At 47.7% G+C, this 20,095-nt stretch carries 17 protein-coding genes and 1 other annotated feature; all 17 genes read left to right on the forward strand.

Annotated elements, in window-relative coordinates; genetic code table 11:
• Positions 1-3: 3 nt before the first annotated feature.
• The 17 genes from cobA to minD all read left to right on the forward strand — a co-directional run bounded on the left by cobA (position 4) and on the right by minD (position 20,090).
• Positions 4-1,551: a uroporphyrinogen-III C-methyltransferase gene (gene cobA / locus BLW49_RS22235; RefSeq protein WP_076315128.1), complete on the forward strand. Its 1,548-nt coding sequence runs from the start codon at positions 4-6 to the stop codon at positions 1,549-1,551.
• 45 nt (positions 1,552-1,596) lie between these two features.
• The gene (gene hemB / locus BLW49_RS22240) at positions 1,597-2,598 is read left to right on the forward strand and encodes a porphobilinogen synthase (RefSeq protein WP_076315129.1); all 1,002 of its coding nucleotides are present in this window, start codon (positions 1,597-1,599) and stop codon (positions 2,596-2,598) included.
• A 59-nt stretch (positions 2,599-2,657) separates the two neighbouring features.
• A complete protein-coding gene (hemL, locus tag BLW49_RS22245; RefSeq protein WP_076315130.1) occupies positions 2,658-3,962 on the forward strand; it encodes a glutamate-1-semialdehyde 2,1-aminomutase in 1,305 nt (434 codons plus the stop codon).
• On the forward strand, positions 3,959-4,858 hold the full coding sequence (locus BLW49_RS22250) for an RluA family pseudouridine synthase (RefSeq protein WP_371264609.1): 900 nt from the start codon (positions 3,959-3,961) through the stop codon (positions 4,856-4,858). The genes hemL and BLW49_RS22250 overlap by 4 nt, the downstream gene beginning before the upstream one ends.
• Before the next feature lie 150 nt (positions 4,859-5,008).
• On the forward strand, positions 5,009-6,463 hold the full coding sequence (locus tag BLW49_RS22255; RefSeq protein WP_076315132.1) for a LysM peptidoglycan-binding domain-containing protein: 1,455 nt from the start codon (positions 5,009-5,011) through the stop codon (positions 6,461-6,463).
• Positions 6,464-6,611: 148 nt separating this feature from the next.
• Positions 6,612-6,896, forward strand: a binding site (T-box leader).
• 64 nt (positions 6,897-6,960) lie between these two features.
• The gene (locus BLW49_RS22260) at positions 6,961-9,630 is read left to right on the forward strand and encodes a valine--tRNA ligase (RefSeq protein ID WP_076315133.1); all 2,670 of its coding nucleotides are present in this window, start codon (positions 6,961-6,963) and stop codon (positions 9,628-9,630) included.
• Between the two features lie 77 nt (positions 9,631-9,707).
• Positions 9,708-11,084 (forward strand): bifunctional folylpolyglutamate synthase/dihydrofolate synthase, encoded by a 1,377-nt coding sequence (locus BLW49_RS22265; RefSeq protein ID WP_090726933.1) that lies wholly within the window; start codon positions 9,708-9,710, stop codon positions 11,082-11,084.
• A 4-nt stretch (positions 11,085-11,088) separates the two neighbouring features.
• Positions 11,089-12,459 (forward strand): UDP-N-acetylmuramate--L-alanine ligase, encoded by a 1,371-nt coding sequence (gene murC, locus BLW49_RS22270; protein WP_090726935.1) that lies wholly within the window; start codon positions 11,089-11,091, stop codon positions 12,457-12,459.
• A gap of 122 nt (positions 12,460-12,581) precedes the next feature.
• Complete coding sequence (locus tag BLW49_RS22275; RefSeq protein ID WP_090726937.1) at positions 12,582-13,859, forward strand: SPOR domain-containing protein; 1,278 nt, start codon at positions 12,582-12,584, stop codon at positions 13,857-13,859.
• Between the two features lie 120 nt (positions 13,860-13,979).
• A complete protein-coding gene (locus tag BLW49_RS22280; protein ID WP_047914296.1) occupies positions 13,980-14,222 on the forward strand; it encodes a DUF4321 domain-containing protein in 243 nt (80 codons plus the stop codon).
• A gap of 118 nt (positions 14,223-14,340) precedes the next feature.
• Positions 14,341-14,946, forward strand: a complete 606-nt coding sequence (locus tag BLW49_RS22285; protein WP_090726939.1) for a Maf family protein — start codon at positions 14,341-14,343, stop codon at positions 14,944-14,946.
• 54 nt (positions 14,947-15,000) lie between these two features.
• Positions 15,001-15,690 carry a RadC family protein gene (gene radC / locus BLW49_RS22290; protein WP_076315139.1) on the forward strand — a complete coding sequence of 230 codons (690 nt, stop codon included), beginning with the start codon at positions 15,001-15,003 and terminating at the stop codon, positions 15,688-15,690.
• A 168-nt stretch (positions 15,691-15,858) separates the two neighbouring features.
• Positions 15,859-16,893 (forward strand): rod shape-determining protein, encoded by a 1,035-nt coding sequence (locus BLW49_RS22295; RefSeq protein WP_047914293.1) that lies wholly within the window; start codon positions 15,859-15,861, stop codon positions 16,891-16,893.
• 282 nt (positions 16,894-17,175) lie between these two features.
• A complete protein-coding gene (gene mreC / locus BLW49_RS22300) occupies positions 17,176-18,015 on the forward strand; it encodes a rod shape-determining protein MreC (RefSeq protein WP_083656174.1) in 840 nt (279 codons plus the stop codon).
• Positions 18,015-18,548 (forward strand): rod shape-determining protein MreD, encoded by a 534-nt coding sequence (mreD, locus tag BLW49_RS22305; RefSeq protein ID WP_047914291.1) that lies wholly within the window; start codon positions 18,015-18,017, stop codon positions 18,546-18,548. Before mreC ends, mreD begins: the two co-directional genes overlap by 1 nt.
• Positions 18,549-18,627: 79 nt before the next feature.
• Positions 18,628-19,290 carry a septum site-determining protein MinC gene (gene minC, locus BLW49_RS22310; RefSeq protein ID WP_076315141.1) on the forward strand — a complete coding sequence of 221 codons (663 nt, stop codon included), beginning with the start codon at positions 18,628-18,630 and terminating at the stop codon, positions 19,288-19,290.
• 5 nt (positions 19,291-19,295) lie between these two features.
• On the forward strand, positions 19,296-20,090 hold the full coding sequence (minD, locus tag BLW49_RS22315) for a septum site-determining protein MinD (protein ID WP_047914289.1): 795 nt from the start codon (positions 19,296-19,298) through the stop codon (positions 20,088-20,090).
• The last annotated feature ends 5 nt before the right edge of the window (positions 20,091-20,095 follow it).

Consider the following 20,095-nt stretch of genomic DNA (forward strand, 5'->3'; position numbering starts at 1 on the left):
GAAATGGCAGGTAAGGTCTATCTCGTGGGTGCAGGACCGGGGAACGCGAAGCTTATTACAGTAAAGGGCTGGGAGTGTATTCAGAAGGCAGATGCGGTCGTCTATGATCGTTTGGCCAGTCCCAGACTGCTTCGAATCATGAAGCCTGGAGCTTCCAAAATCTATGTTGGCAAAAAAACAAACCGTCACACAATGAAGCAGGAGGATATTAATCAGCTGCTTGTAGATCTCGCTCTTGAAGGTAAAACCGTCGTTCGTTTGAAGGGCGGGGACCCGACCATTTTTGGAAGAGTCGGTGAGGAGGCAGAGCTGCTTCGCAGGTATAATATTCCTTATGAGATCGTGCCGGGAGTCACCTCTGCAATCAGTGTGCCGGCCTATGCCGGTATCCCTGTCACACATCGGGATTATGCATCATCCATTTCAATTATTACTGGACATGAGAGTCCGGATAAGCTGAATAGAGCGATCTATTGGGATAAGGTAACGAATGCCACAGGAACCCTGGTGTTTATGATGGGGGTCGCTAACATCGGCTATATCAGTCAGCAGCTGATTGATCATGGCAGACCGAAGGATACGCCTGTGGCACTGATTCGCTGGGGGACTTGGGCTGAGCAGGACACCCTTGTAGGTACACTTGAGGATATCGAGCACAAGGTGCAGGAGCACGGATTTCGTCCACCCGGCGTCATTGTCGTTGGTGATGTCGTCAAGCAGCGTGAACGGCTGCAATGGGCAGAATTCATGCCTCTCTTTGGCAAAAGAATACTGGTGACAAGAGCAAGAAGTCAGGCAAGTGAGCTCGTCACACGGATTGAGGAATTAGGTGGGGAGCCTTACGAGCTGCCTGTTATTGAAACGGTTCCTGTCCAAGCAGATCACCAGAGGGAGCAAATTGCAGAAGCACTAGATCAGTTAGAGCAGTATGACTGGGTCATATTTACGAGTGTGAATGGAGTCGAGCATTTCTTTAGAGCAATGGAAGAACAGGAGAGAGATATACGTTCACTCTATCGCGCAAGAATTGTGGCCATTGGCCCGTCAACGAAAAAGGCACTTCGAGACCGAGGAATTCTGGCAGAGCAGGTTCAAGGATCTTACCAACAGGAAGGGCTGATGGATACCTTTGACGCCGATCTGCTTCCTGGGCAGAAGGTGCTGCTGCCTACAGGTAATCTGGCTCGCCCTTGGCTCTCCGACAAACTGAAGGAGAAAGGACTTGAAGTCCACAGTGTCAGTGTATATGAGACGGTTATACCTGATGAGCAGGACGATGAGCTGATAGGACTCTTGCAGAAGGGTAAAGTCTATGCTGTCACATTCACCAGCTCTTCAACAGTAACGCACCTTCTGACACTGTTAGAACGGATGGGATGTGAACAGCCTGCTTCTTTATTTAAAAATGTTCACGTCGCCTGCATCGGACCTGTTACTGCAGAAACGGCCGCGAACGCGGGGCTTCATGTCAGTATCGTTTCAGAAGAGGCGACAATAGAGAGCTTGGCGGATGCACTGTGTCATATTAGCGACTATGTGCATGATATTTAAATTTAAGATAGGATATAGGCGAACTAGAGAAAGGGGTTATTCAGAATGGGATTTCCAATCGTAAGACATCGCAGACTTCGGCAGTCCGCCGGTATTCGCAGTATGGTGCGTGAAACACATTTGAATGTCAGTGATTTTATACAGCCGATCTATGTTACATACGGTACAGGGGTTAAACAAGAAATTTCGTCCATGCCTGGAGTGTACCGTTTCTCACTCGATACGCTAAAAGAGGAAGTACAAGAGATTGCTGAGCTCGGCATTCCGGCTGTGCTTCTATTTGGTATTCCAGATACGAAGGACGCTGTAGGTTCTTCCGCCTATGCAGAGAATGGAATTGTACAGGAAGCAACGAGACTCATCAAATCCTGGTACCCCGATCTGCTCGTCATTGCAGATACCTGCCTGTGTGAGTTTACGGATCACGGTCATTGCGGAATGATTCATACGCATGAACGTGACGGTCATGTATGTGTTGATGTCCTGAATGACGAATCGCTTGAGCTGCTGGTGAAGACCGCTGTGTCCCAGGCAGAAGCTGGAGCTGATATCATTGCACCATCCAACATGATGGACGGTTTCGTAGGTGCGATTCGTGCAGGGCTTGATGAAGCAGGATTCACGCATATTCCAATTATGTCTTACTCGGTGAAATACGCCTCCGGCTTTTACGGACCTTTCCGTGAGGCAGCAGATTCAGCACCCCAGTACGGTGATCGCAAAGCTTACCAGATGGATCCGGCTAATGCAAGGGAAGCGCTGCGTGAAGCCGAAACGGATGTTCTTGAGGGAGCAGATATGCTGATGGTGAAGCCTTCTTTATCTTACCTGGATGTGATGCGCACGATTAAGGATCAATTTGATCTGCCGCTGGTTGCGTATAACGTCAGCGGTGAATATGCGATGGTCAAAGCCGCAGCGATCAATGGTTGGATTGATGAAGAGAAGGTGGCCATGGAAATCCTGCTCAGTATGAAGCGTGCTGGAGCAGATATGATTATTACGTATTATGGCAAAGATGCAGCCCGCTGGCTGTCAGCTCGTTAATTCTTAGAAGAGATACATTATGCATATAAAATTTATGAACAGAGGAGTGAGTTTTGAGAATGAGTGAACAGAATCGACAGCCGCGCAGGGAGGAACGTTCCCGAAACGCTTTTGAAGAAGCGAAGCAATACATGCCTGGCGGTGTGAATAGTCCGGTACGTGCATTTAAATCTGTAGGGCTGACTCCAGTATACGCAGACCATGGCACAGGTTCTAGAATCTATGATATTGATGGTAATTCTTTTATTGATTATGTGGCTTCCTGGGGTCCTCTTATTATGGGACATGCCCATCCGGAAGTGATATCCGCGATTCAAGAGACAGCTGTAAAAGGGACAAGCTTCGGCGCGCCGACTCTTATTGAAACGGAAATGGCCAAGCTGGTATGCGAGCGCGTACCTTCCATCGATGTTGTTCGTATGGTGAACTCTGGCACGGAAGCTACGATGAGCGCGATCAGACTTGCTCGAGGAGCAACAGGCAGAAGCAAAATTTTGAAATTTGAAGGCTCCTATCATGGACACGCGGACAGCCTGCTGATCAAGGCAGGTTCCGGAGTAGCAACTCTTGGACTTCCGGATAGCCCTGGTGTTCCAGAAGGAGTAGCTGCCAATACGATTACCGTTCCTTATAATGATCTGGAATCGGTTCGATTGGCATTTGATAAATTCGGGGAACAGATTGCTGCGATCATCGTTGAGCCTGTAGCAGGCAACATGGGGGTTGTGCCGCCAGCGGCAGGATTCCTTGAAGGGCTGCGCCGGATTACCGTAGAATACGGCAGCCTGCTTATTTTTGACGAGGTCATGACCGGCTTCCGTGTAGGGCTTCACAGCGCTCAAGGGCGGTTCGGTGTCATCCCGGATTTGACTTGCCTTGGCAAGGTCATTGGCGGCGGCTTGCCTGTTGGCGCCTATGGAGGAAGAAGAGACCTGATGGAGCAGGTGGCTCCGGTCGGTCCAATCTATCAAGCGGGTACACTCAGCGGTAATCCGCTGGCGATGGCAGCAGGCTATACGACACTTAAGCTCCTTAACGAAGAAGTATACACTCGTCTTGAAGAACTGGGTGCAAGGCTAGCCGCTGGCTTTGAGAAGAATGCGAAGGAGCTGGGTGTTCCTGTAACCATCAACAGAGTCGGATCGATGGTATGTCCATTCTTTACCGATCAAGCAGTGACGAATTATGATGTTGCCAAGTCGAGCAATCTGGATCATTTCCGTGCTTACTTTGGCCATATGCTTCAGGAAGGAATCAGCGTAGCCCCTTCTCAATTCGAGGGGATGTTCATCTCCGGGGTGCATAGTATCCAGGATATCGATGATACGATTGAAGCGAACTATAATGCGCTGAAGGCTTTATGATGAAGTATAAGAAAAGAGGAGATTGGGCTGAGCTGATGCCAGGCAAAAAGGTGCTCTCCCAGGATGATCGGAGTATGGCAGCTGAGAAATGGCTGCTTGATGAGCTGGGTATGCCCGAGAAGCTCTTGAACGAGCTGAAAGCTAATAACGGTATTCAACTTGCAGGGGACCGGCTTCGGCTGGCCCTTTTTCCTTCTGCACCGTATGGAATTGTACCACGATATGTAGAGCTTGATGTACTCTATGAGGATGATTTTTGCCTTGTTGTAAACAAGCCGGTAGGGATGCCTATTCATCCAGACGGAAGTGAGCGTCAGGACGGAATCGTCACGCTTGATCATGCAGTGGCTGGATATTACCAGGCAAGTGGACTCGAGGTCGCAGTGAAGCATATCCATCGACTGGATGTGGACACATCAGGTCCAGTGCTGTATGCGAAGAACCGCTACGCAGAACTGAAGCTGAATGCCATGATGCAGCTTAAGCAGATCGAGCGCAAATATGTTGCAATCGTTCACGGGGTCGTAGCACAGAATAAAGAGAAGATCGACTTGCCGATTGGCAAGGACAGACATCATAAACAGAGAAGAAGAGTCTCCCCTACGGGGCAGCATGCAGTAACACATATGGAGACATCCGAAAGACTAAGAGAAGCAACCGTGATCCGGCTTCGTCTGGAGACAGGGAGAACACATCAAATTCGGGTGCACCTAAGTCATTTGGAACACCCCTTGTTTGGCGATACACTGTATGGCGGTATGAGAGAAGGAATTCGCAGACAGGCACTGCATGGAGAAGAGCTCAGCTTCAGGCATCCTTTTACGGGAGAGTTACTTACGGTTACAGCCCCTTGGCCTCAGGATATGATGGATTTATATGACTCGTTAAAATTGTAAATATAATATGAATCCTCGGATAATGGTATGAGTCTTTTGACCAGTGCATATACATGTTCACGAGAAGCATCTTGAGTTTACTTGTGTAACATGACGTAAAGCTATGAAAATCTCATGGTGAATATATGCTGTGAAAGGAGGACTAGCGCTATGTTAAACCCGCCGTATGGACTTCGGTTTGATATTTACGAGCGTGTTCATCTGCCTGAAGATGTGCCTGCCATTAGTGAGCTGGATGAGATCGAATTGTATCCTCGCATACAGGTTATCTCGGAGCAGGAGCATGCTGCGCTACGTGGACACTTGCTGTTGTCCGGTATTTATCAAGGAGAGAATAATCAGCAGGAGGAGCTGTCGCATCAGATTCCTGTTGAGATTACGATTCCGCTCAGCCGTGTCGCATCCATTGAAGATATTGCAGTGGAGATTGAGAATTTTGACGTGGATTTGCTGTCGACACGCAGTCTGAACATTACGGGCGTGCTCTCTTTGCGCGGTATTGAGGGAATTGGGCCGGCAGAAGAAACCTCTGACTGGAATCCGGAGGAGTTTACCGTTGTTCATTCTAATTCAGGTGAAGAAGAGACGACGACCAACCCGCTATATTCGGGGTACAATCCGTATAACCGTGATCCATTCCTAACGGATGCAGAACAAAAAGAAGCGTTGTTGTCGGAATCGGAATCTCCAGAGGAGCTTCATTATGATTCGGTAGCCCCGGCGTATTCACCTTCAAGGCCTTTTTTGCATACGCCATATGAGGCGTCAGTATCCGAGCCGGCAGAAGAGAGCAGTGCTGCATGGTCTCTTCCGTATGAAGCGGAGTCGGTCGGTGATTCCGTGAATCGGGAAGAAGCTCAGCCACAGGTTCCGTACAGCGCAAATACAATCGACAGCATAGAGGAACAGTACTACGAACAGGATGCAGAAGAGGCGGATCGGGGACAAGATGATCCATTGAATCAATTCGGTGCGCTCACGTCCGTTAATCAAGAGCCGGAAGCATACTCAGCCCCAGAGGTGTGGAGCTTCGAGCCTGCTGTAGTTTCGGGCTCAGAGCGTGACTCGGGAGCTCCTGCTGCAAGTGCAGATGCGGATTCAGCTTCCGCAGTGATTGAAGAGTCATCCAGCCTTGGTGATTCGGAGGTCGAACTTGAGACAGACTCTAGTCCGCGAGAGCCCGAAGCTCAGGAGGTCTTGCTCGAAGCGGATGTGCCGCAGCCGGATCCTTCCCAAGAGAAGCCTGAACTGAAGGTTGCCTTTGGAACCAAAAAATCGGTCGAAGCTTCGGCACAAGGCTCCTATGGAATTACTTCACTCTTACAAAAGAACAGGACGGCAGAAGAAGTCCTGCAGCTGGAAGAGGAGCTTCCGATTGAACAGCGTGATGAAGAACCGGCAGAGGAGATTCAATGGAAGAGTCTGTTTCTCGGAAGCGGTGCAGAGCAGACGCCATTCAAGAAGGTTAGACTCTGTATCGTGCAGCGTGAAGAAACGCTAGAAACCATTGCTGATCGGTATCAGCTCAGCACGCGTGAGCTGCAGCTATATAATCGTCTGTCCGAGCAATCGGTAGAGGAAGGTCAGGTACTCTACATTCCGTAGTAGAGCTGCATACAGGAGAGTTCCCGGTTTGAATCGGGGACTCTTCTTTTTTGTCATGTAAGGTCAAAAGCCCGGTTGACGAATGGCACAAAAGAAATGTATGATGACTGTAGGATTGGGAATACAATGAATAACAACAGTAATTAATCTAACGACTTGGATCGGGAATAGTAGGCAGTGAGCCCTTCAGAGAGTGGAATTGATATGGTGTGAAATTCCGCAGGATCGTGAGCTGTACCGAAGTCGCCCGTGAGTTGCCCTTTTGAACTTTCTTGGTATGATGAGGAAGCTAGAATGCGGCCGGTAGCAGCCGTTATCTGCCTAATGAAGTGTCATATCGAGATTAATGATTTCGCTTTTTACAAGTGAATTCGGACCTGCTCGGTTATGAAACAAAGGTGGTACCGCGAAAGAATGGCCTTTCGTCCTTTGAGGATGAAGGGTCTTTTTGTATTTTCAAGAATGTGTTAAACGAAGATTAATTGGAGGAATGTATGATGTCAGAACCGACAGCAAATCCGAACCAGACGGAAATGTCGACAACTTACGATCCGCGGGCAGCGGAACAGAAATGGTATCCATATTGGATGAATAATGAATTTTTCAAGGCAGGTCAGCGCAAGGATGCGAAGCCTTTTACGATCGTGATCCCTCCGCCTAACGTTACGGGTATTCTTCATATCGGGCATGCACTGGACTTTACGCTGCAGGATATCATTATTCGGGCCAAAAGAATGCAGGGCTACGATGCGCTCTGGCTTCCCGGCTCTGACCATGCAGGAATTGCGACACAAACAAAGGTCGAACAGAAGCTTAGAGAAGGCGGTGTATCCCGCTATGATCTGGGCCGTGAGAAATTCCTTGAGAAGGTATGGGACTGGAAGGAAGAATATGCGAACACGATTCGTTCCCAATGGGCGAAGATGGGGCTTTCGCTGGATTACTCCCGTGAGCGGTTTACGCTGGATGAAGGTCTGTCCAAGGCCGTTCGTGAAGTCTTTGTTAAGCTGTACGAGAAAGGGCTCATTTACCGCGGTAAACGCATTATTAACTGGGATCCTGCAGCACGCACGGCCTTGTCAGACATTGAGGTTGAATACAAAGAGATACAGGGACATTTGTACCATTTGAAATATGAGCTGAAAGACGGAAGCGGCTCGATCACGGTGGCCACAACACGTCCGGAAACGATGCTTGGAGATACCGCTGTTGCTGTACATCCTGAAGATGAGCGTTATAAGGACATGATTGGCAAGACCCTCGTGCTTCCGATTATTGGTCGTGAAATACCGGTGATCGCGGATGAGTACGTGGACAAAACGTTTGGCAGTGGAGCTGTGAAAATTACTCCAGCCCATGATCCGAACGATTTTGAGGTGGGCCTGCGTCATGATCTGCCGCAAATTACGGTTATGGATGAGTCCGGTAAAATGAATGAAGAAGCCGGCAAATATAAAGGACTGGACCGCAGTGACTGCCGCAAGCAGATCGTTCTTGATCTCAAAGAATCCGGTGTCCTGATTAATATTGAAGACCACACACATCAAGTGGGCCATAGTGAACGTTCCGGTGCGGTTGTAGAGCCTTACTTGTCCACGCAGTGGTTTGTAGCTATGCAGCCGCTCGCAGAACGTGCCATTGAAGCACAGAAGAGCGGTAAAGGAGTTAATTTTGTTCCTGACCGCTTCGAAAGAACCTATTTGCAATGGATTGAGAATGTTCGCGATTGGTGTATTTCACGTCAGCTGTGGTGGGGTCACCGCATACCTGCGTGGTACTGTGATGCTTGTGGTGAAATTCATGTCAGCCGTGAGGATATGACGGCTTGTCCGAAGTGCGGATCGCAAGAGCTTCGTCAGGACGAAGACGTCTTGGATACTTGGTTCAGTTCAGCACTATGGCCGTTCTCCACACTTGGCTGGCCGGAAGAGACAGAGGACCTGAAGCGTTACTATCCAACCTCTGTACTTGTAACGGGATATGATATCATTTATTTCTGGGTAGCACGTATGATCTTTACGGCACTTGAGTTTACGGATGAAATTCCGTTCAAGGATGTCCTGATGCATGGGCTCGTGCGTGATTCGGAAGGACGTAAGATGTCCAAGTCGCTGGGCAACGGAGTAGATCCGCTTGAGGTTATTGAAAAATACGGAACAGACGCGATGCGCTACATGCTCTCCACAGGGATTACTCCGGGTCAGGATCTGCGCTTCCGTTGGGAACGTGTTGAGCAGGCCCGCAACTTTGCGAACAAGATTTGGAATGCCTCCCGCTTTGCGCTGATGAACCTGGAAGGCTTCAAGGCGGAAGACATAGATATTTCAGGTGAACTGACTACAGCGGACCGCTGGATTCTGCATCGTCTGAACGAAACAGCGAAGGACGTAACTCGTCTGATGGATGCCTACGAATTCGGAGAAACGGGCCGTACATTGTATAATTTCATATGGGACGATCTCTGTGACTGGTATATTGAGTTCTCCAAGCTCTCATTATACGGGGAGGATGCGGATGCAAAACGCAAAACACAATCCGTTCTTGCCTATGTCCTTGACCAAACCATGCGCCTGATCCATCCGTTTATGCCGTTTATCTCCGAGGAGATCTGGCAGCACCTTCCACATGAGGGTGAGACCATTACTTTGGCAGCTTGGCCAGAATTCAATGAGGCCTTTGTTAATGACAAGGCTGTCGCTGAGATGAATACGCTTATGGATCTGATTCGCGCAGTACGTAATATCCGTGCTGAAGTGAATGTACCGATGAGCAAAAAAGTTGAACTGCACATAAATGCAAGTGGTCAGGACAGCCTGAATATTATTGAAAATAACTTGATTTATGTTCGTCGTTTCTGTAATACTTCAGAACTATCTACTGGAACAGAACTTTCTACACCAGAAAAGGCGATGACTGCTGTGATCTCCGGTGCCGAGCTGTATTTCCCTCTTGCAGGTTTGATTGACATTGATCAAGAGATCGCGCGTCTCACGAAAGAGAAGGAAACACTGGATAAGGAAGTATTGCGGATTGAGAAGAAACTGGGCAACGAGGGCTTTGTATCCAAAGCGCCTGAGAAGGTAATCGAAGAAGAGCGTGCGAAGCTTGCGGATTATTCTGATAAGCGGACAAAAGTCATTGCACGAATTGACGAACTTCAAAATTAATATAAGACGGCAGGTGTTCCTTACTACTGTGAGGGATGCCTGTCTCTTACTTACTTTATACTTAGAAGGTGAAGCATATGGATCGAACCACTGGTAATAGCACGGCTGCTCCGCTGAATACGTATCATGACGCGGTAGCTTGGATCAACAATCTAATTCCGTTTGGAATCAGACCGGGACTCTCCCGTATTGAATTGCTCTTGTCTAAGCTGGGTAATCCGCATCAGCATCTGAAGTTTATCCATGTCGCAGGAACGAACGGAAAAGGTTCTACCTGTGCCTTTTTGACGTCAGCCTTAAGACAGTCCGGTTATGATGTAGGTACATTCACTTCACCGTACATTACCAAGTTTACGAATCGGTTTCAGTACAACGGGGAGGACATCCCTGAAGAAACTTTACTGATGCTTGCAAGACGCCTTCATCCGTTAGTAGAGGAAGTCGCGGAGACAGAGCTAGGGTCTCCCACCATGTTTGAGGTTGCGACGGCGCTTGCAATTCTGTATTATGCTGAGGTGTGCTATCCTGATGTAGTGGTATGGGAGACAGGACTCGGGGGAAGGCTTGATGTAACAAATGTCGTAACTCCCATTATTTCCGTGATCACCAATATTGGGATGGACCATACCGATATTCTTGGAGATACGATCAGCCAAATCGCAACTGAAAAGGCAGGAATTATTAAACCCGGCGTTCCTGTCGTCAGTCTAGTAGAGCAGCCGGAAGCGATTCAAGTCATTCGTGAGGTCGCAGAGAAACAGAAATCCACCTTATATCTTGCTGGTGACCAGTTTACCTATGAACAGGTTCAGGTTAATAAGGATGGACAGAAATTGCATTTTAATGGACCGTTTCGTGAACTTGATGTGGAGCTTACATTGCAGGGCAAGCATCAATGTGCCAATGCCGCTGGGGCTTTAATGACACTTGAAGTGCTGCGCCAATACATGGCGTTCTATATGGAAGAGGAAGATTTGCAAAAAGGTTTCCGACTTGCCTCTTGGGCAGGCCGTTTCGAGAAGGTGTCCGACGAACCGCTTCTCATTCTGGACGGAGCGCATAACCCTGAGGGGGCTGAGATGCTGGCACAGAGCATCAAGGATCTGTATCCAGAGCGGAAACTAATTTTAATGATGGGCATGCTGGAGAATAAGCATCACAAATTGTATTTTGAGCATATACTGCCACTAGTGGATACGCTTATCCTGACTGAGCCAGATTTCCGACGTAAAATGGACGCGGCCCAGTTAAAAAATATGGTAGAAGAGCTTCGTCCATCCTATGCCAAACCAAACCTTGACATCATCGTAGAACCTTCATGGAAACAAGCATTGAGCTTACTTAAGTTACGGACGGAAGCGGAAGATCTGGGGGTTGTGTCCGGCACATTATATTTGATTGCCGATGTAAGGGCCGCCCTTCTGCATCAAACCGATTCTGAAAAAGGTTGGTGAAAATTTGTTAAACACTTCGGAACATGTACATTTTATCGGTATCGGCGGCTATGGGATGAGCGCCATTGCAAGAGTTATGCTGGAAATGGGATATACCGTCACGGGATCGGATGTCGTATCCCAGGAGCTCACGGAGAAGCTTGCCGCTAAGGGAGCAAAAATATATATCGGGCATACGCCGGAACAAGTCCATGGTGCGGACTTGGTTGTCTATTCAACAGCGGCTTCCAAGGACAATGTGGAACGCGTTGAAGCCGAGCAGCTGAACATCCCTATTCTTCATCGTGCTCAAATGCTTGCAAGGCTGCTGAATGAACGTAAGGGAGTAGCGGTTGCCGGAGCGCACGGTAAGACAACCACTTCTTCGATGATTGCACTCGTCATGGAGGAGTGCGGTGTAGATCCCACCTATATTATCGGCGGAGAAATTATGAACCTGGGTACAAATGCCAAGGCGGGCAAGGGTGAGCATGTTGTAGCAGAGGCGGATGAGAGCGACGGCTCCTTCCTGCAGTATCATCCTTGGCTAGGTATTGTAACGAATCTTGAAGCCGATCATATGGAGAACTACAACAATGATTTTAATGAGCTGAAGAATGCTTATATCAAATTCTTGAATCAGGTTAAGCCGGAAGGCTGTGCGATTGTCTGTGCGGATGATGAGAACATTCAGAGCATCATGCCGCAGCTCAAATCCAACATTATCACTTATGCAATCGATGCAGAAGCTGATTATACGGCAACAGATATTGAGCTCGGAGATCGCCATATTTCATTTACGATGAATCATCGAGGTGCGCCTCTTGGAACCGTTGAGTTGTCCGTACCCGGCAGACATAATGTGAGCAATGCCATGGCGACTGTGATTTCTTGTCTCGAGGCAGGCATTCCGTTTGAGTCAATTGTGAAGGCAATTGTGAAGTTCAGCGGAGCGAAGCGGAGATTTCAAGTGCTCGGAGAAGCTCGAGATATACTCATTATTGATGATTACGCGCATCACCCAACGGAGATTGAGGCGACGATCAGTGCTGCCAAAGCGACAGGCAAGCGGATCATAGCGGTCTTTCAGCCGCAGCGCTACACACGTACCTTCTTCCTGCTGGATGCGTTCAGCCGTGCATTTGGAGAAGCAGATGAGGTCATTATTACTGATATCTTCTCACCTGCAGGAGAGAAACAGATTGAGGGTGTACATTCCTCCAAGCTGGTAGATCTGATCAAGCTCAACAGTAATCCAAATGCCATATATATTCCTTCCAAAGAGGATGTTGTGAAGCAGCTCGAGCATCGTTTGCAGCCCGGGGATCTCGTCCTAACAATGGGAGCCGGCGATATTTGGAAAGCAGGTTATGCGCTTGCGAAGGGAATCAAGTAGGATCTTTACCGTTTGAGTCATACCGCACCGTTTCTTTATTAAAGAAACGGTGCTTTTTTTTGCATAACTCCTCAATTAGGCACATATAGCTGTTAGAAAGGACAAGAGGAGGGTGGTTAGCCGTGAACAAAGCTAGAATGACATTTCGTTTCAATGAGGACAAGCCTGCTGCCAAGCTCGAATCAGACATAGTGATGCCTGGCGATGAATGGAAGCACAGCAAGGAGAGAACAACTGCGAAGCATGATATAACAGACCCTGTCCCTGCTGAAATGCCGCAAACCACCATCCCGCTGCAGACCGTGACAAGCCTTCCTCTTGACGAACGGGAAGAAGGACGTTCTGATCGAGACAGCTTCAGTGGAAATAATGTTTACGCGGATCAGAGAATATACGAAGATTGGGAAGAGCCTTTTGGATCTTATTCTTCTGTGCCTATTGTTGCAGGTCATGAGCACTACAAAGAGCCCCAGGAGAAAGACAAGCAGCACCCAGGTTCATACGAGGAACTTGAGGATCAGGATCCATTCTATTTGGGTCAGGCAAGTGAAAATTACACCATGTACCGGGGACCTCGAAATGTATGGAAAATGACGGGATCCATTATCGCTGCAGTCGTTACAGGTGTCATGTTTGGGTTTGTTGCCATGTCCATGGTGAATTCAGAGAACACCTCAAATACCGTTTCGCCTGTAACGGTGCCTGCATCATCAGGTGTCACTCAAGAAACAGTTACAGAGGGAGGGGCAAATGTTCCTGCAGGTGCATCATCTGCAGCAACCATTCCAGCTGTGACCTATTATATGCTGCAATATGGTGTGTTCAGCAGTCCAGAAGGTGCTGAGCAAGCCAAAGCTGAGTTGACATCAGCGGGTATAGCTGCTGGGAGCGATCCTTTGGATGAGCTCCGTGTGTATGCGGGAGTTTCCGCTGATCGTGAGAATGCCAAGCTGATCAGTAACCAGCTAAGAACGGAAGGGGTAGAGCTGTACGTACGTGAGATTCACCTTCCTGAGATAACAGGCCTTCAGTTTTCAGGTGATCAGAGCACGGTGACGGATTTTTTTAATTCCAGCCGGGCGATTACAGAAATATTGACCTCTGTATCAATCAGGCAGCTGGGTCAGCAGGAGCAGAAGGCACTGTCAGAAGCGGATATGAACGCTGTCACGGACGCGCATCAGCGCTGGACAAGCACGGTAGCTAAGATCAGAAGCGGTTTACCGGCGGAGAGTGAGTCTGTCGAGCTGCAAATGGAAGCCGCTATGAATACGGCAGTCACTGCAGTTGCAGAATATAATAAAAATCCCTCCAAAGAACATATTTGGAAAGTACAATCACAGGTCATGAATTATATACTGCTCGAAAAACAACTGCTTGAAATCATCAAACAAGCATAGTATGCGCGCTGATCCGGCACGGGACTGGAAATAGTTCCCCATGCCGGATTTCTGTTTGTACTTATGTCTAGGTTCCCGTATAATAATGAAGGTGTCAAAATATGGCGAGGGAAGAGTAGAATGAAAAAAAACTTCGGAATATTCATCTTGTTTCTGCTCCTCGGTTGGTTAATTGGAGCATCCATATCCAAAGGATTAGAGCAGTTTGAGGCTCTTTCTTTTTTAACGAATGCAACGACGATCAGCTGGTCGCCAAAGGCAAATTTCGACATCATTAGCTATCATCTTAACATTCAATTAAAGATCAGCCTGCTCAGTCTGTTAGGGGTTGTATTTGCGATTTGGCTTTACCGAAAACTATAGCTTTTTAATATCACAGAACTGATGCAGAACAGAAGCTTGAGCAGGAGTAAAAAACAGACCAAAAAAGATATGTAACACATGCGAATAGCATTATCATTCTCACGAAGGAGTTCATCTCTTGAAAAAGCAGCGGATTATACTTGCCTCCACGTCTCCAAGACGCAGGGAACTCATAGCGACGCTTGGCCTTCCGTTTGAAGTTCGCCCTAGCCACACCCCGGAAGATACACCAGAAGACTACACACCTCAGCAAATTGTAGAAGAACTTGCCTACCGCAAAGCAAAAACTGTCTATGATTCTTATGATTCCGAACTGGCAGGAACCATCGTAGTAGGCAGTGATACAATTGTCGTACTCGACGGAGAAGTGCTTGGCAAACCAAAGGATGAGCAGGATGCTTACCGGATGCTTAGTTCCCTTCAAGGTCGCACTCATGAAGTATATACGGGTGTTACTAGTATTTCGGGTGAGGATGGACGTGTAATTACGCAGCATCGCCGTACGAAGGTCAAGATGAAGCAGCTTAGTCCAGATGCCATTCATGCTTATATACGGACAGGCGAGCCTTCTGACAAGGCAGGCGCATACGCCATTCAGGGTTTGGGCGCTACATTTGTTGATTCCATTGAAGGATGCTATTTTAACGTCGTGGGTTTGCCGCTTTCCTTGCTTAGTGAACAACTGTCAGAGCTGGGCTTGAACGTGCTGTCCATTGACGAATAGGAAGTCATAGTAACAAGAGAACGGGTTCGTTTTTTATGTGAAAAGAGGGAGAAAATGAGTTCGCCACAGTATATGCTGCGCGACATCCCCCAAGAACAGCGCCCGAGAGAACGCATGCTAGAAGTAGGGGCGGGTGCACTAAGTCATACGGAGCTTCTGGCGATTCTGCTTAGAACAGGAACGAAGCAGGAATCGGCCATTCATATCGCTCAGCGTATTCTGAACGAAGCAGGGAGTCTTCGGAATCTGGTGGATATGAGTGTTGATGAGCTGTGTCAGCTCAAAGGCATTGGACCCGCCAAAGCCATTCAGCTGAAGGCAGGGATCGAGCTGGGACAACGGGTTATGCAGACCAGATTCGCGGAGAGACCCGTCATTCGCAGTCCGAGAGATGCGGCTGATTTGCTTATGGAACAGCTTAGGTATCTGCAGAAGGAGCATTTTGTCTGCCTTTTCCTGAATACCAAGAACCACGTGATTTCCCAAGAGACGTTATCTATGGGCAGCCTCAACGCTTCCATCGTTCATCCGAGGGAAGTGTTCCGGGCTGCCATGAAATGCAGCAGCGCCTCCATCGTGTGTGCGCACAATCATCCGAGCGGTGATCCTGCCCCGAGTCCGGAGGATATACAGCTGACACGTCGTCTTGTCAAAGCTGGTGAAATTGTAGGAATTGACGTGCTCGATCACATCGTGATCGGGGACGGGAAATATGCAAGTTTGAAGGAGCAAGGGTTCATATAATATAATGTGGTACGTTAACGGTTTTTTTATTAAGCGTAAATTACAAGGAGCGTTTTTCCTTCATCGCTTCGATCGCTTTATTTTGAATCGGATTATAATGACGCAGCTGCTAAGCAAGGTATGGGACGGCAGCATAAATAATGCAAGTAAAGAAAGGGAGAAAATAGCATGTTAGGTGGCTTTACAAAAGATTTGGGGATTGACTTGGGAACGGCGAATACGCTCGTTTACGTACGGGGAAAAGGCATTGTGGTCAGAGAACCATCCGTTGTTGCATTACGTACAGATACACAGGTTATCGAAGCTGTCGGTGAGTCAGCCAAAAAAATGATCGGACGTACTCCTGGCAACATCCGTGCCATTAGACCGATGAAGGATGGAGTTATTGCGGATTTCGATACTACGGCAACGATGATTAAATATTTTATTCGCCAAGCTCAGAAGCAGCGTTCCTTCTTCCAGCGTCATCCGAACGTGATGGTATGTGTTCCTTCCGGCATTACGGCGGTAGAACAGCGTGCCGTAGAGGATGCTACGAAGCAGGCGGGAGCTAGAGAGGCATACACCATCGAGGAGCCGTTTGCTGCTGCGATTGGTGCAGATCTTCCTGTATGGGAGCCGACAGGCAGTATGGTCGTTGATATCGGCGGCGGTACAACAGAAGTTGCAGTGATCTCCCTTGGAGGCATCGTGACAAGCCGTTCGGTGCGTGTTGCCGGTGACGAGATGGACGAGTCCATCATCCAGTACATCAAACGTCAATACAATCTGATGATCGGTGAAAGAACAGCGGAACAGCTCAAAATGGAAATTGGATCTGCACTTCCTCTGGAATCTGTAGAAACGATGGAAATTCGTGGACGTGACCTTGTTACTGGATTGCCGAAGACCATCACAATTACTTCAGATGAAATTAGTGAAGCACTTGCCGATACAGTGGGCTCCATTGTTGAAGCTGTTAAAGTAACCCTTGAGAAATGCCCGCCTGAGCTGGCTGCGGATATTATGGACCGTGGTATTGTGCTGACAGGAGGAGGAGCTCTTCTTCGTAACCTGGACAAGCTGCTTGCAGGCGAAACAGGAATGCCGGTCATCGTTGCTGAGAATCCGCTGGATTGTGTAGCCATTGGTACAGGCAAAGCGCTGGACAACATTCATTTGTTCAAATCTAGAAGCAGTGCTGCAATCAGATCTAAACGCTAAAATACGAAACATTGAAAGTCACAGCTAAGCAGGCTGCATCCACCCGTGCTGGCCGCAAAGCGATAAGGCATAGCTGCATATGGAGATGCGGTTATGCCCAGATTTTTATGATGTTGCTACCTATGGGATAGTAAGTCAGTAGTTTAAGGTTCGCACAGCTATAGGACCACTACGCACTTGCTTTCCCTTTTTAAGTGAAGCTTATAATTGTGGCTTAGCATCATAACGAAATAAGGATGTTAGAGGGTGTTGTAACTGTTTAAATGGTTAGGCAACAAGCGATTGTTTATTTTACTCGTTGGTATTATCATTTTTATCGCACTTATGGGTTTTACGGTAGGGTCGAGAGCAGGCTTATCACTGCCCGAGAAGTTTACAAAAGATATGGTCGGATTCGTACAGCAGGTATTCTACAAACCGACTTCCTATATTGCTGGGTTCTTCGAGGATATAGCTAATCTTAAATCGCTGCAGGAAGAGAATGAGATTCTAAAAACCTCAGTTGCACAGTATAAGCAAGAAGCGGTGAGATACGGTAATTTGGCAGAAACGAATCAGCGTCTGCAGGAGAATCTTGATTTCACTGAGGAGCAAAAGAACAGACATAATTACAAGCTGCGGACAGCCCAAGTCATCAGTGTGAACTCGGATCCGAACAACAGAGTTCTGAATATTGATATTGGAGAGAATGCGGGGCTGAAGGTCGGGATGGCTGTAACGACGCTGGACGGGCTGGCAGGAACCATCAGCCATGTCAGCAACTTTACTTCTACGGTCACACTGCTAACAGCGCTGGATCCAAGCTCAAGCGACGCTAATGCTATTGCAGCTACCGTTGTAGGTAAAGAAAATGATACTTTCGGTATGATCGAGAAGTATAACCCGCAAACAGGTTATCTGGAAATGACGAAAATCAGCGAAAATTCCAAGATTGCCAAAAATGATGTCGTCATGTCCTCAGGAATTATCGAAGGATTTCCGAAATATATGATTATAGGGACAGTCAAAGAGATTAAGGAAAGTGAATTCGGGCTTGCACAAGTCGCCTATATTGAGCCGGCAGCGAACTTTACGGACTGGAAAGAAGTCTTCGTTGTCATTCCACCGGAGGTAACTCCATAGTGGCCGGGCGGAAGCAGTTGCTGATCATTCTGTTGTTTGTGCTCTTTATTATTGAAGGGACTGTCGTGCCTTGGATTATCCCGGACAGCTGGCTTCCTCGAATTGGACACAACTTCGTGTTTATCGCCATTCTGTTTGTTACGGTATACTATCATCGTCATTCGGCTCTCGTACTGGGTATTATATTTGGTCTGCTTCATGATGTGGTCTACTACGGCCATATGATTGGTCCGTATTCCTTTGCGATGGGGCTGACAGCCTATCTGATCGGCTTGTTCTTCAAATCCCCAAGAGCGACGATGCCGGTCATGATGATGATGGTGATTCTGGGGAGTTTGCTGTTCGATTCTATTCTCTTTTTCACCTATAAGTTATTCCGGCTTAATCAGGAATCTTACAATTGGGCACTGCTGGAGTATATGATTCCAACCGTGTTTATTCATTTTATATTTGCATTAATTATTTATGTTCCGCTACGAAAACAGCTTGATCGACTAACACGGCGTAGAGTAACGAAGAAGGATAAAGTGTAATAATATCTAACGCTTTTCAGGCAAAAAGAAGGAACTGCTGCGCTTCGGCACGAATGTTTGAGATGGGAGGGACAGGCTTATGACAGTAAAATCGAATCATGTGACGATCAAAGGCATCAAAGATGGCCTGGTATTCCTGATGGATGACGAGTGTGATTTGGAGGAACTGCTGAGCGAGCTTCGCTTTAAGCTTGAACATAGCCATCAAAATATATTGTCCGGTCCCATTATTCATGTCGACGTAAAGCTTGGATCTCGAATTGTGACCGAAGAGCAGAAAGAAGAAATTCTTCATATTTTGAAGCAAAAAGGCAATTTGCTCATACGTTCCATTGAATCCCCGGATGCTGAAACCGATGAGAACAAGGCTTCGGCTCTGACCACCATTACCGGTATTGTGCGTTCCGGTCAAGTGCTTCAACATGAAGGAAACCTGCTGCTGCTTGGTGATGTCAATCCTGGTGGAAGTGTCAGCTGCACGGGTAATATTTATATTATGGGTGCACTTCGCGGAATGGCACATGCGGGAAACAAGGGCAATGAGGATGCTATTATATGTGCATCTTATTTTGCGCCGACGCAGCTTCGAATCGCGGAAGTTATCAGCCGTCCTCCGGATGAATGGGAGCAAAGAGAAGCAGGGATGGAGTTTGCTTACTTGCAGAACGGACACATGCAGATCGACAAAACGAGCAATATCGTTCGGTTGCACCGTGATTTTAACGTGTTTAAAGGGGTGTAGCATACATGGGAGAGGCGATTGTTGTCACTTCAGGAAAAGGCGGTGTCGGCAAAACAACCACATCTGCCAACATTGGCACTGCACTTGCGCTGCTTGGTAAAAAAGTATGTCTGGTTGATACAGACATTGGCCTTCGAAATCTGGATGTCGTTATGGGACTCGAGAATCGAATCATCTACGATCTGGTGGATGTAGCAGAAGGCAGATGCCGATTGAACCAAGCTTTGGTCAAAGACAAGCGCTTTGATGAATTATATATGCTGCCAGCCGCGCAGACAAAAGATAAAAACTCGGTTACACCTGATCAGGTAAAGGATATTGTGCTGGAGCTCAAAAAAGATTTTGAGTATGTTATTATCGACTGTCCTGCCGGTATTGAGCAAGGGTTTAAGAACGCCATTGCTGGTGCCGATCAGGCCATTGTTGTAACTACACCAGAGAATGCTGCAGTTCGTGATGCGGACCGTGTAATCGGGCTGCTCGAAAGCTCGCATGTCGGATCTCCAAAGCTGGTCGTTAACCGGATTCGGAATAATATGGTCAAAACCGGCGATATGCTGGATATCGATAGTATTTTACAAGTGCTGAATATCGATCTTATTGGGATTGTTCCCGATGATGAGCTTGTTATCAAAGCAGCCAATTCTGGTGAACCTACCGTGATGAATCCGAACTCGCAAGCTGCCATGGCCTATCGTAATATCGCAAGACGTATTCTTGGCGATACGGTGCCGCTTATGCTGCTTGATCAAAAGAAAGGTGTCTTTACACGGTTTAAGAAGTTTTTCGGAATGGGTTGATGCAA

Origin of the sequence: Paenibacillus sp. PDC88 (assembly GCF_900106725.1) — a bacterium.
Classification (GTDB): domain Bacteria; phylum Bacillota; class Bacilli; order Paenibacillales; family Paenibacillaceae; genus Paenibacillus; species Paenibacillus shunpengii.

Bases quoted from the DNA above. Each gene is read 5' to 3' on its own strand.
- cobA (WP_076315128.1), top strand. From the start codon at position 4: ATGGCAGGTAAGGTCTATCTCGTGGGTGCAGGACCGGGGAACGCGAAG.
- hemB (WP_076315129.1), top strand. From the start codon at position 1,597: ATGGGATTTCCAATCGTAAGACATCGCAGACTTCGGCAGTCCGCCGGT.
- hemL (WP_076315130.1), top strand. From the start codon at position 2,658: ATGAGTGAACAGAATCGACAGCCGCGCAGGGAGGAACGTTCCCGAAAC.
- BLW49_RS22250 (WP_371264609.1), top strand. From the start codon at position 3,959: ATGATGAAGTATAAGAAAAGAGGAGATTGGGCTGAGCTGATGCCAGGC.
- BLW49_RS22255 (WP_076315132.1), top strand. From the start codon at position 5,009: ATGTTAAACCCGCCGTATGGACTTCGGTTTGATATTTACGAGCGTGTT.
- BLW49_RS22260 (WP_076315133.1), top strand. From the start codon at position 6,961: ATGTCAGAACCGACAGCAAATCCGAACCAGACGGAAATGTCGACAACT.
- BLW49_RS22265 (WP_090726933.1), top strand. From the start codon at position 9,708: ATGGATCGAACCACTGGTAATAGCACGGCTGCTCCGCTGAATACGTAT.
- BLW49_RS22280 (WP_047914296.1), top strand. From the start codon at position 13,980: ATGAAAAAAAACTTCGGAATATTCATCTTGTTTCTGCTCCTCGGTTGG.
- radC (WP_076315139.1), top strand. From the start codon at position 15,001: ATGAGTTCGCCACAGTATATGCTGCGCGACATCCCCCAAGAACAGCGC.
- BLW49_RS22295 (WP_047914293.1), top strand. From the start codon at position 15,859: ATGTTAGGTGGCTTTACAAAAGATTTGGGGATTGACTTGGGAACGGCG.
- minC (WP_076315141.1), top strand. From the start codon at position 18,628: ATGACAGTAAAATCGAATCATGTGACGATCAAAGGCATCAAAGATGGC.
- minD (WP_047914289.1), top strand. From the start codon at position 19,296: ATGGGAGAGGCGATTGTTGTCACTTCAGGAAAAGGCGGTGTCGGCAAA.